Genomic DNA, 11,825 nt, shown 5'->3' on the forward strand with positions numbered 1-11,825 from the left:
GGCCTCTCTCAGAGTTCAGTGCCCAGGAAGTCCTCGAAGGCGGCTAAGAAGCCCTCGTAGTCGTCCCAAGGAATCATGTGTCCCGCCCGCTCGGCGGTGGTGATGCGAATCGATGGCAGCAGGTCGCGGATCTCGGCACGATCCTGATCCTGAATCACCCCGCCCTTGCCGGCGCAGATCAACAGCGTCGGTACCGTCACACCGGGAAGGTCCTGGTGGATATCCACGCTGTGGAACTCCTCGAAGGCCTGGACGATGGCTGGCTCGTAGCAGGTGTGCAGCCACTCGGCGCGCAGGCGCAACTGATCCTCGCTCCAGGTCGGGCAGTACCGACGCATGGTCTCGAGATCAGCACCCCGTAGGCAGTCACGGATCGAATCCACGTACCAAGGCAGTTTGCTGGGGTACTCGCGGCGCCCCGGACCGGAGACCGGCGGATCGATCAGCACCAGCTTGTCGATGTCTCGAGCACCCCGGGACAGGGCACGCAATGCGAAGCGGGCGCCCATGGAGTGGCCGGCAAGAATGACACGTTCCAGCCCCAGCGCCGCGATGAACGCGCTCACGTCATCGGCACAGGTATCGGTGTCGTAGGCGAGTTCGGGGCCGCTGGAGGAGAGACCGCGGCCGCGCACGTCGAGCACATAGGTATCGAAGTGTCGGCCGAGGCGCTCGGCCACGAATCCCCAGGTCACGGCTGGGCTGGTGATACCGGGAATCAGCACCAGCGGCTGGCGGGTGGCCGATGCCTCACCGCCGTAGCGCAGGTAGTGCTGGCGAATGCCATTGGCCTGGACGTTGGCACCGTACAGGAAGGTACTGCTCATGCCGGACTCTCCTCATCGGTGTGCTGCAGCTGCTTGAGCGGCACCTTGTAGACGTCATAGCCGAACACCCAGGCCGGGTCTTCGTCATGACGCAGCCAGGTGTTGTCGTGGGAGACCTTCTGCACGCGGGAGGCGCGCTCGAAGCGGTTGGTACGGTACAGCTCGAAGGCGTCGTGATAACGGTCGGCACCGACCTCATCCAGACAGCGCACCAGCATGGCGGCATCCTCAATGGCCATGGCGGCGCCCTGGGCCATGTGCGGCTTCATCGGATGGCAAGCATCGCCAAGCAACACCAGGCGGTTGTCATGCCACAGTGGCAAGGGGTTACGCTCGAGCAGCGGCCACTTGGTGACCGTCTCGGTGCAGTCGATCAGTGCCTGGACCGTGGGGTGATAACCCTCGAAGGCCTTGCGCATCTCTTCGCGAGAGCTGTCCACGAAGGAGGTACCGTGATTCCACTCCGGCTCCGGCACCCCGGTAACGTAGTAGTACTCCTTCTCATCACCGGTCACGAAGTAGACCATCATGTGGCGATCCACCGACCACCACTTCACGCAAGCCTCGAAATCCAGATCATAGGCCTTGAGCTTCTCCGCCGAGATGATCGCCCGATGGGCGACCCAGCCGCTGTAGATGGGCGCCTCGGGCCCCAGCAGCTTCTCGCGGATGCGTGAATTGACTCCATCGGCACCGATCACCAGGTCGGCCTCGTCGGTAGTGCCATCGGCGAAGGTCATGATCACCTTGTCGCCGTTGTCATCGACGTTCACCAGCCGCTTGTCGAAGTAGAGCCGCTCCTGATCCAGGGTGCTGACCATCAACTCATGCAGGTCGCCACGGTGCACGGTGATATAGGCCGCACCGTACTCTTCGCGGGCGAAATCGCCGAGCGGGATGCGCGATAGGTACACGCCGCTCCTGCCATCGCGACTGAACCAGTGTGTCGGGTGGGAGCCCATGGCGTTGAGCTTGTCCTCGATGCCAATGCGACGCATCACCTTCATGACGTTGGGGCCGAGGTGAATACCGGCGCCCAGCCGGGAAAAGGCTGGTGCCTGCTCGTAGACCCTTGTGTCGTAGCCTGCCTGCTGCAGGAGCGCACCCGCTGCAGCGCCTCCGAGGCCTGCACCGATGACAGCAATTTTTCGATTCTTGGTCATTTACTCCACCTTTTTGATTTTATTGATCTTCCTCGATGCCCTGATGCCAGTGGGCAGAAGACAGAGGGCATGCGTAGAGCAACTCTTCGTCAGGGCGCTCCAGCATGGGCACGCGCCAGGGTGACACGAAACTCAATTACAACGTATACACCCTTATTTTTCACGTCAAGCACCGTTTATTCGATTGGTGCACCGGACAGCCCGACCAAGCCACTAAGAGAGAAAATCTTGATATAGGCCTATAAAATGGTGGTTTTACGAAGAAAAATCATGACACACATCATAGCTTGCAGGAACAGGACTCAAGGTGCTATATGTGTAGAAACCCAAAATTAACAGCGTATACACCTCAACAAATCGGCATACCCGGATCCTCGAAGGAGGCGCAGGGTAATGCCTGAATTGGCTCTCAAGAGTCAAAAAACGTTGATAACACCAAGAATAACGACGAGCCCCTATGACCCAAGCGATCTCCCTGACTGTTAACGGCCGCTCGTACGAGCTGGCAGTACCGCCGGACACTCCCCTGCTGACCGTCCTGCGCAATGACCTGGAGCTAAATGGCCCCAAGTACGGCTGCGGCCTGGGCGAGTGTGGTGCCTGTAGTGTGCTGATCGACGGCATGGCCGCCCGGGCCTGTGTGCTGCCGGTTTCGGTCGCGGTCGGGCATGAGATCCTTACCCTCGAGGGCCTGGCCAGCGAAGGCCGCCTCGACCCTGTCCAGCGCGCCTTCATCGAGGCCCAGGCCGCCCAATGCGGCTACTGCCTCAATGGCATGATCATCAGCGTGCGCGCTCTGCTCAATCACACCCCTAGGCCTTCATCAGCCCAGTTGCGGGCCGCTCTGGAGTACAACCTCTGTCGCTGCGGCACCCACGTGGAGATTCTCGAGGCGGCGAGTCGCGCCGTGGCAATCAACGCCGCCGAGTCGCCGGAGGCGCCCCATGAGTGATCGGCAGCCCCCCTCTTCCCGGGCTGAACCCACAGAGCTCCCCGCTCCGCTGGCATCGCCCAAGCGCTTCGGTGTAGCGGTAAGGCCACCCCACTATGCCTGGAACGGCGAGCACTTCGTCAGCGATCGGCTGGTGGCCGTGGATCGGGCCAGCGTGGCGGGCCTGCCGGGTCGGATCGAAGTCGTCATCGAGGGCGATTTCGTGGGCGTGGTGGCCGACAGTCTGGACGCGGCGCAAAACGCCGCGCGTCGCCTGCGGCTCGAATGGCGTGCGCCCTCCCACGCAGGCCAAGGCGACCACGACCAGGTCCCCTTGGAGACCGGGGCGCGGTCCCGGGAGCTGGCGGCTGGACATGGCGAGGCGGCCTCGGCCCATTGCCATGACTATGGCTGGCCGAGCCGCCTGCGCTGGGGCGACGCCCCCGGCTGGGTGGTGGCCGACTGCTCCGATCAACGCCTGATGCTGTGGGGAGAAACGATCACGCCCGAGGCCTTGATTCACGACCTGATGACCCTAACCGGCCTGCCGGCCGAGCGGATCGAGCTCTACGGAACCACCCCGGCGCGGGTCTCCGGCCTAGGCCGTCACTGTGGTGACGATGCCGCCGTGGATGCCGCAGTGATGTCCCGGCAACTGGCCTGCTCCGTGGCGGTATGGCTGGATGCCGCCTACACCCGTGATGTGCATGCCCTGGGCCAGGCACAGCGCATCACCCTAAGCGCCGACCTGGCGGAGAGCGGCGATATCGCCGACTACCGCTACCATCAGGCCCATGCCTCGGGCGATATCGCCGCCGTGGGCCTGTGGCTCTGCGGCAGGCCGCCCATCCGGCGGACCGAAGCCGGCGGAACACCGCCCTTCTCGCCCTATGCCTTCAGTAGCGCCCAACTGACCACCCGCCGCGACGATCATGGTGCCGGTCGGCGCAGCGAGAGCCTCGCCGAGATTCAGCAGGCCTTTGCCCGGGAATCCTTTCTGGACGAGGTGGCCCACGACAGTGATCAGGACCCCCTGGCGCTGCGGCTACGTCACCTCGACGATGCCCGTGGCATCGAGCTGATCAGCTCGGTGTCGCAGCGCGCCCAATGGGGCGAAGCGCTGTCGTCCGCCGCTTCCACATCGCCGGATCGGCTGCGCGGTCGCGGCTTCGCCTATTCACAGCTGCCCGACCGGCATCAACGCATCCCGGAAGGCGTGCGCTCGGCCTGGATCGCCGACGTGGAAGTGAACCGTATTACCGGCGACGTGACCTTGACTCGGCTGGTGGTCGGCCAGGACGCCGGCCCCGAGGTAGACACGGATCGCCTGCAGCAGACACTGCAGGCCCGGGTGCTGGGTAGCGCTCGCCCGCTGCTGGGACGCGACCCGGCCTTCGACGAATGGGGCGATGGCAGCAAGGACGATAAGAATGTCGATCCGACGCCCGGCGGTGTCCTGGTGACCCGCACCGACATGCCAACCAAGGAGAGCGCAGACGCTGAGGCAACGACCTCGCTGCTCCAGCCGCTCGACGACGTGAATCTTGCACCCGGCGTGGCGGTGATCGCCAATGCGCTGTTCGATGCCACCGGCGTGCGCTTCCGCCAGCCGCCCTTCACCGCCGGCCGCGTACGTCAAGCTCTCCACGACCAGGCCGATTCCTTGCAGGAAGAGACACCCGGCAGACCGACCAAACGCCCTGGGCGCCGTTGGCTCAAGGCGGCGGCCCTGACCGCAGTGGCCGGCACGGCGGTCATGGCCTGGCCCTGGAAGGGAGCGATTACGCCGATCAACCGTCCCGCAGCCAACCTCTATTCCGCCGAGACCATCGAACGTGGGCGCCTGGTGGCTGCGGCCGGCGACTGTGCGGCCTGCCATACCGCCGAGGGAGGTCAGGAGAATGCCGGCGGGCGCGCCTTCGATACACCGTTTGGCACGCTTTACAGCACCAACCTCACGCCAGACGAGGAAACAGGGATAGGCCAGTGGTCCTATGCCGCCTTCGAGCGCGCCATGCGACACGGCATCAGCCGCGATGGCAAGCATCTTTATCCGGCCTTCCCTTATACGGCCTTTGCCAAGATCAGCGATGCCGACATGCAGGCGCTGTATGCTTACCTGATGGCGCAGCCCGCGGTGAGCGCCGAGACACCGGCCAATGCGCTGAGCTTTCCGTTCAACTTCCGGCCATTGATGGCCGGCTGGAACGCCCTCTACCACGACCCCAACCCCTTCGAGCCCGATCCCGGCCAGAGTGATCTCTACAATCGCGGCGCCTACCTCGCCGAGGGCCTGGGGCACTGCAGCGCCTGTCACTCGCCACGCAACGCCATGGGGGCCGAGCAGAGGGGAGAGCACAGTCTGGCCGGTGCCATGGTGGACGGCTGGGAAGCCCCGCCGCTCAATCGGCTATCACGCTCGCCGATTCCTTGGAGCGAGACCTCCCTCTACGACTACCTGCGCCACGGCGCGTCGTCACTGCATGGTGTGGCCTCGGGCCCCATGGCACCGGTGGTGGCCGGCCTGGGCGAGCTGCCCGAGTATGACGTACGCGCCCTGGCTCACTATGTGGCGGTCCAGATGGACGCACCGGCGGGAGATAGCGAGACCGTACGAGCCGACGCTGCGGTTCGCATCGCCACGGCCCAGAGCGGCCCCGCCGGCATGGAGGAGGGAGAACGTCTATTCGAAGGGGCCTGCGCCAGCTGCCATATGGAGAGTGGCACACCTTCCTTCACCAGCGCCCAGACCTCCCTGGCATTGAACACCAACCTACATAGCCAGCATCCCGACAACGTCATCCAGTCAATCCTGGGTGGCGTGCATGCCGACCATGTACCCGGCCTCGGCAATATGCCCGGTTTCGCCGACAGTTTCAGCGACTCTCAGGTCGTCACCCTGACGGCCTATCTACGGGCGCGTTTTGCGCCCGACCAAGCCCCCTGGCGAAACATCGAGTCGCGCGTGACGACGATTCGCCAGCATAACAACAGTCCTTCCCCCCACCCCTGACGCAACAATAAGACGAGGTTGATCATGAAAAGAAGCAAGTGGATATGGCTGGTCTGGGCAGTGGTCCTGCTCTGCTACCTGGTTCCCTACACGCTGTTGACCCATGTGCAGGCATGGTATGGCAGCTTCCTGTTCTGGACGATTGCCGGTCTCGTGGTCATCGCTCTGAACCTCTTCATCACCAAGGACTTCGAGGAGCACGGCAATGACTGAGTCACTGATCTGGTGGTCGATCGCCATCTATCTCTTGATTGCCATCGGCATCGCCATCCTGTCGCGCCAAGGCAAGTCGGAGAGCATGTCGGGCTACTTCCTGGGTAACCGGCAGATGAACGGCTTCGTGTCGGCGTTGAGCTATAGTGCCACGACCTACAGTGCCTTCATGATGGTGGGGCTCGCCGGGCTCACCTACGCTGGTGGCGTCGGCGCCCTGGGCTTCGAGATCATCTACTTCGCGGGTGTCTCGTTGGTGGCCATCTTCGGGCCGAAGTTCTGGGCCGTGGGCAAGAAGTTCAACTTCGTGACCCCGAGCGAGATGCTGGGGCACCGTTACAACAGCAAGCGGGTCGCCATGGCGGTGTCGATCGCCAGCTGCGTCTTCCTGATCCCCTATGCGGCAGTGCAGCTGGCCGGGGTCGGCTACCTGCTGCAAGGCACCACCAACGGCGCCATTCCCTTCACAACCGGGGTAATGCTGGCCACGGCGATCGCGATCTTCTTCTCCTATGTGGCAGGCATTCGCTCGGTCATGTGGACCGACTCGCTGCAGGCGATCATGATGATAGTCGCCTCGACCCTGGTCGCCTTCCTGGTCATCCAAGGCCTTGGCGGCTTCGCCGCATTGTTCGAGACCCTGGCCACCGAACACCCTCAGTCGCTGACGGTACCGGGCCCCGGCCTGTTCAGCTTCATCACCTTCCTCGGCCTGACCATCCCCTGGTTCTTCTTCAGCCTATCCAATCCCCAGGTCAGCCAGCGGCTGTTCATGCCTTCCTCGCTGCGCTCCATGCGCCAGATGCTGATCGGCTTCCTGGTCTTCGGTTTCATCTACACCCTGGTGTCGGTCCTCTGGGGCTTCTCGGCCCTGGCCGCCTTCCCGAGCCTGGAACGCGCCGACCTAGCCACGCCTTCGCTGCTGGCGTCCGAGTTCGTGCCGCCGGTGCTGGGCGTCATCGTGATGATCGGCATCATGGCCGCGGCGGTCTCCACCATCGACTCGATCATGCTGACCCTCTCCTCAATGCTGGCGCGTGACGTCTATGCCAATGTCAAACCGGGTGCCAGCGAGAAGCGTCAGCTGCTGGTCGGCAAGATCGTCATTCCGGTGATCGCCCTGATGTCACTGGGCTTCGCAGAGCTACAGCTCGATTTGATCGCAGTGCTGTCGGTGGCCGCCTCTTCAGGACTGGTGGCCATGGTGCCGGCGATCATTGGTGCTTTCTATTGGAAACGCGGCACCGCCGCTGGCGCTCTGGCGAGCGTGCTGGGCACCGGCGCCTTCGTACTGTTTGTCTACGCCATCGGCAACTCCTTCCTGGGGCTCCCCGCTGGGGTATGGGGGATCATCGTCTCCAGCGTACTATTCGTTGGCGTAAGCCTTGCTACCCAACCTTGTCAATCTTCTGCCGATAGTTTTATGGAAGCTATCATGGAAGAGCTTGCTAAAAAGTCACTGAAGCCAAAGAAAAGTGAGACAGAATTTTCTCCATCACTTCAGAGTAAAATCCGGTAGCGAAACGGTCACACTACCTACAAACCAATAGCGTAATTAGCGCTCAACAGGGGGCAATACCGCCCCCTTCCCAAGGATGCCAAAACACAACTCTCACTCAAGCCAGATTCGCACGACGTATCCCAAGCCTTGAATCTCAACACCGACCTGAAGCGGAGAACATCATGGATCAGGCGAGCTTTACAGAAATTTGTCTTCATCAGCTAAAAATGTCGGGCGTTCATGAAGGCGAAAAAGTGATCGTTCTAACACAAGGTAATGAAAGAATCGATTATGCTGACGCATTCATGGCGGCGGGCCAGCGATTAGGCGCTAGCATGTATCATATGCGCTTACCTTCCCCACTACCTACAGGAGGCTGGAATGTGGGCACCACTGGCCTAGCCAGCATGCCCGACGCGGTAGAAGCTCTCAAAAATTGCGACATGCTAATAGACTGTATTTTCCTTCTTTTTTCACCAGAACAAATGGCCATACAGGCAGCGGGAACGCGCATACTCACTGTCGTAGAGCCTCCGGAACTACTGGCCAGAATGCTTCCCAACCAAGAGCTAAAGGAGAAGGTCGAAATAGCCGGCGAGCTTCTTTCAAAAGCAAAGGTGATGCATATCACCTCGGCTCATGGCACGGATGTTACATACAAACTAAACACATACCCTACCGTCACAGAGTACGCCTGCACTGACGAACCGGGCCGATGGGACCATTGGCCTTCTGGCTTTGTATTCACAGGTGGTGATGATGATGGGGTGGATGGCACTATAGTCGTAGCACCGGGCGACATTCTGTTACCACAGAACATTTATGTTAGAGAGCCCATTACATACACTATAGAAAAAGGATGGATCACTAACATTCAAGGTGGATTAGAAGCGGAAATTGTAAAATCCTACATGGCAAGCTTCGGGGATGAACGTGGCTTTGGCATGAGTCACGTCGGATGGGGAATGAACCGAGATGCCAAATGGCATAGAATGGTTCCAGGAGAATTTCCTGGCGGCATGGGCATGGAACCCAGAAGCTTTTATGGCAACGTCATGTTTTCGACAGGACCCAACAATGAGCTTGGCGGAACAAATGATACCGCCTGCCACTTGGACATACCGATGAGAAACTGCTCTCTTTTCCTAGACGGCAACCCCGTATTGATCAATGGCGACATTGTAGACAAGGACATTGCAATTCAGCAAAAATAGAATTTAAGGCCCCAGGTCAACTTATGAACTGCACCCTGAAAGTTGGACACCCAATCCAATCTTCGGGGTGTTTCTATGAGCAATCGATACGATGAGGGGTTCAAGCTGCTGGTGGTACAGCAGTGTTTGCACAATGACACCAGCTTAAGAGAGGTAGCCCGCCAGCATGGCCTGGACCATTCCCTGGTACGGACATGGCGGGATAGATACCGTCAGCATGGCGTGGCGGGCCTGCGCAAGCAATACACGCCCCACAGCGCGGCTTTCAAGCGGCAGGTCCTTGAGACGATGTGGCGAGATGGCTTGTCACAGCGTCAGGCGGAGGCTCTGTTCGATATCCGCGAGCTCGGCGCCATTGGCAGATGGGAGCGTCAGTACCATAGTAGTGGTCTGACTGCACTAGAGCCAAAGCGCAAGGGGCGCCGCCCGATGACCAAGAAGCCGCCTTCCTCACCGCCCCGCCTGATGATGAGCGCTCCCAGGAGGAGCTGCTCAAGGAGTTGGCGTATCTGCGTGCCGAGAATGCCTATCTAAAAAAGCTCGATGCCTTGATCCGGGAAAAGGGAGCGGCGACGCGGGGCAAAAAGCCCAAGCCGTCCAAGGATTAAGGCATGAGCATTCGCTGGCTCTGCTGCTGCGTGCGGCCGAGCTGCCACGCAGTACGTTTTACTACCAGATCCACGCCCTGGGCGCTGGCGATCGGTATGCGGCTCTCAAGGTGCGTATCCGGGCGATCTACGACCGCCATAAAGGGCGCTATGGCTATCGGCGCATCACCGCCGTCCTGCGCCAGGCAGGAGAGACGATCAACCACAAGGCCGTCCAGCGGCTGATGCACCAGCTGGGCTTGAAGTCCCTGGTTCGTCCCAAGCGATATCGTGCCTACCGAGGGGCGGAAGGCTACGCCGCTCCCAATACGTTGCAGCGTCGGTTTCAGGCTCAGCGCCCCCATCAGCGGTGGGTGACGGACATCACCGAGTTCAAGGTCAATGGCCAGAAGCTCTACTTGTTGCCGGTCATGGATCTGTATAACGGAGAGATCATTGCTTTCCAGACAGGGCCGCGCCCGGTGTTCGACCTGGTGAAGGGTATGCTGAAGAAAGCCTTTGGCAGGCTGACCCCGGGGGATCGGCCGCTGCTCCATTCGGACCAGGGCTGGCATTATCGTCACCCCAGCTATCGCCGTCTGGTGGCGGAGCAGCGGGTACTGCGCAGCATGTCGCGGAAAGGAAACTGCCTGGACAATGCTGCCATGGAAAGCTTCTTCGGTACCCTGAAGGCCGAGTATTTCCACTTGAACCGGTTCGACACCATAGAGCAGCTGCAGCAAGGGCTCGTCCAGTACATCCATTACTACAACCACGAACGCATCAGGCTGAAACTAAAAGGCCTGAGCCCCGTACAGTACAGGGCTCAGGCCTTGGGCGCCGGCTGAATGAACCGTCCAACTATTGGGGGTCAGTTCAAAGCCACACTAGGAACTTGCTTCACTACCAAAATGCACAGTGCATAGATGATGCATAACATAGCGGCATCGCCAAGATTCGCCATGGTGCCACTATAACCATTGGACATGGAGTCAATGTAATACCCTCCCAGCTCTACCATGAGTTGGCCTACAGCTGCACCTATCACCAAGATAAGTCCGTAGTTGACTACCATGCCTAGCCAGCTCTCGAACCAGCGTTGAGTGGCGTTAAATAGAAGCATGCTAATAAAAAGAGGTCCCAGAACTAAAAGAACTGCCGTCATGATCTTGCTAAGCAGGATCAAGAAGGCGACGACAACGGTCAGCATTCCACCGGCTATCAGGGTGGCAGCACCAATGCTGTAAAGCCCGAAATTTCCGTTCATTACACCTGCTCTATTCCAGGCCGCTTCGGAAACTTCAAATATTTTTGAGAACAGCGTATCTAATGATGTTGCTACTGAACCGGGTGGTGCGCCGGTCACTATCGCTACCTGAGCACCTGAGAGGTTGGCCAGTTGCTTTAAATTCAGTCTAGCTTCGCGACCAGATCTTCCGGCCGCAGTAGCTTTTGCTTAATCACTCATTTTATTCATCCACTACCTTTTTCTTTGCCATTTTTAAAAAACTTAAAAACAAGGCATGCACAAGAGTCAAGTAAATATCTAGTCATCCCGATCTTGCAACCACTAATATCTTCTAACCGATTAATTATTAGCAACGAGCATGAAGCATATATCGATTTATCTTTCGCACTCATATCATCTGAGCCCTCGTACTCTTCAACCAGCCACTCAGACATACTAAGCAATTTAGCGTAAACTTCATCTCTCAGGCGCAGGTCGCACGAATCTATGAGCTGCAATCTAACGAGCAGTTCGAAACAGAACAACTGATATTTAGGCATGCCGTCCCAAACATTCGCATCGATCTCGTTGGGCTGTGTAATTTTAACCACTCTATCGTAGTGTCTAATTCTAGCAATCCACATCAACTTCCTGGCAGCATCAATATCAAAATTTTCACTGCATTTTATTGCAACATTTCCGCCTTCAGAAAACGGGATCTCCCAATATTCGATTTCATCTTCAGGGATGCAGTACTTGTAAACACCACTTCTTTCATTATATCTAATTATGACGGTTAGGCTATTCTCCATAATCCAGTTCCTAACTGTCAAGCAGTCTTCATAGATAGTCCAATCAGAGATATACTTATCCTCCTTTCCAGAGGCTTTGACTTGGACATAAATCTTAAAAGGCTCGATAACCCCTTTATCTTCACCAAAGACAAAAAAGTCTTCGCCATAGTCAGGAGATATTTCACTAACGGCAAAACCTGCTTCGGCAAAAACCAACCTGACCTTCTGCTCTCCTAAATCCCCTAACTTGTGATTTTCAGATCTTTTAGCCAAAACTTTTTCTCCCAAAATAAAAATAAAGCATATCTCACAAACTCTTTACCTACAACCAGCAACACTGAGGATTATTTTAAA

At 58.6% G+C, this 11,825-nt stretch carries 9 protein-coding genes and 1 pseudogene; 6 read left to right on the forward strand and 4 right to left on the reverse strand.

What is annotated here, in order from left to right; genetic code table 11:
* Nucleotides 1-8: 8 nt before the first annotated feature.
* On the reverse strand, nucleotides 9-827 hold the full coding sequence (locus tag B8115_RS19640; RefSeq protein WP_010629563.1) for an alpha/beta fold hydrolase: 819 nt from the start codon (nucleotides 825-827) through the stop codon (nucleotides 9-11).
* Nucleotides 824-1,990 (reverse strand): FAD-dependent monooxygenase, encoded by a 1,167-nt coding sequence (locus B8115_RS19645; protein WP_010629564.1) that lies wholly within the window; start codon nucleotides 1,988-1,990, stop codon nucleotides 824-826. Before B8115_RS19645 ends, B8115_RS19640 begins: the two co-directional genes overlap by 4 nt.
* Before the next feature lie 457 nt (nucleotides 1,991-2,447).
* Here B8115_RS19645 and B8115_RS19650 point away from each other — a divergent pair, with 457 nt between their 5' ends.
* The 6 genes and pseudogenes from B8115_RS19650 (at nucleotide 2,448) to B8115_RS19675 (ending at nucleotide 10,297) form a co-directional block, all read left to right on the forward strand.
* Nucleotides 2,448-2,942, forward strand: coding sequence for a (2Fe-2S)-binding protein (locus B8115_RS19650; protein WP_010629565.1), 495 nt, complete (start codon nucleotides 2,448-2,450; stop codon nucleotides 2,940-2,942).
* Nucleotides 2,935-5,934 (forward strand): c-type cytochrome, encoded by a 3,000-nt coding sequence (locus tag B8115_RS19655; RefSeq protein WP_010629566.1) that lies wholly within the window; start codon nucleotides 2,935-2,937, stop codon nucleotides 5,932-5,934. Before B8115_RS19650 ends, B8115_RS19655 begins: the two co-directional genes overlap by 8 nt.
* A gap of 24 nt (nucleotides 5,935-5,958) precedes the next feature.
* Nucleotides 5,959-6,147, forward strand: a complete 189-nt coding sequence (locus B8115_RS19660; RefSeq protein ID WP_010629567.1) for a hypothetical protein — start codon at nucleotides 5,959-5,961, stop codon at nucleotides 6,145-6,147.
* Nucleotides 6,140-7,666: a sodium:solute symporter family protein gene (locus B8115_RS19665; protein ID WP_010629568.1), complete on the forward strand. Its 1,527-nt coding sequence runs from the start codon at nucleotides 6,140-6,142 to the stop codon at nucleotides 7,664-7,666. The genes B8115_RS19660 and B8115_RS19665 overlap by 8 nt, the downstream gene beginning before the upstream one ends.
* Before the next feature lie 164 nt (nucleotides 7,667-7,830).
* Nucleotides 7,831-8,862 carry a leucyl aminopeptidase gene (locus B8115_RS19670; protein WP_026038257.1) on the forward strand — a complete coding sequence of 344 codons (1,032 nt, stop codon included), beginning with the start codon at nucleotides 7,831-7,833 and terminating at the stop codon, nucleotides 8,860-8,862.
* 75 nt (nucleotides 8,863-8,937) lie between these two features.
* Nucleotides 8,938-10,297 (forward strand): annotated as a pseudogene (locus B8115_RS19675) (IS3 family transposase).
* A gap of 23 nt (nucleotides 10,298-10,320) precedes the next feature.
* Here B8115_RS19675 and B8115_RS19680 read toward each other — a convergent pair.
* Both B8115_RS19680 and B8115_RS19685 read right to left on the reverse strand, forming a co-directional pair.
* Nucleotides 10,321-10,815: a type IV secretion system protein gene (locus B8115_RS19680; protein ID WP_238539243.1), complete on the reverse strand. Its 495-nt coding sequence runs from the start codon at nucleotides 10,813-10,815 to the stop codon at nucleotides 10,321-10,323.
* Between the two features lie 107 nt (nucleotides 10,816-10,922).
* Complete coding sequence (locus B8115_RS19685) at nucleotides 10,923-11,744, reverse strand: DUF4365 domain-containing protein (protein ID WP_083861898.1); 822 nt, start codon at nucleotides 11,742-11,744, stop codon at nucleotides 10,923-10,925.
* Nucleotides 11,745-11,825 lie beyond the last annotated feature (81 nt).

The organism is Halomonas sp. KM-1, from assembly GCF_000246875.1.
Taxonomy (GTDB): domain Bacteria; phylum Pseudomonadota; class Gammaproteobacteria; order Pseudomonadales; family Halomonadaceae; genus Halomonas; species Halomonas aerodenitrificans.

Bases quoted from the DNA above. Each gene is read 5' to 3' on its own strand.
- B8115_RS19670 (WP_026038257.1), top strand. From the start codon at position 7,831: ATGGATCAGGCGAGCTTTACAGAAATTTGTCTTCATCAGCTAAAAATG.
- B8115_RS19650 (WP_010629565.1), top strand. From the start codon at position 2,448: ATGACCCAAGCGATCTCCCTGACTGTTAACGGCCGCTCGTACGAGCTG.
- B8115_RS19655 (WP_010629566.1), top strand. From the start codon at position 2,935: ATGAGTGATCGGCAGCCCCCCTCTTCCCGGGCTGAACCCACAGAGCTC.
- B8115_RS19665 (WP_010629568.1), top strand. From the start codon at position 6,140: ATGACTGAGTCACTGATCTGGTGGTCGATCGCCATCTATCTCTTGATT.
- B8115_RS19660 (WP_010629567.1), top strand. From the start codon at position 5,959: ATGAAAAGAAGCAAGTGGATATGGCTGGTCTGGGCAGTGGTCCTGCTC.
- B8115_RS19640 (WP_010629563.1), bottom strand. From the start codon at position 827: ATGAGCAGTACCTTCCTGTACGGTGCCAACGTCCAGGCCAATGGCATT.
- B8115_RS19645 (WP_010629564.1), bottom strand. From the start codon at position 1,990: ATGACCAAGAATCGAAAAATTGCTGTCATCGGTGCAGGCCTCGGAGGC.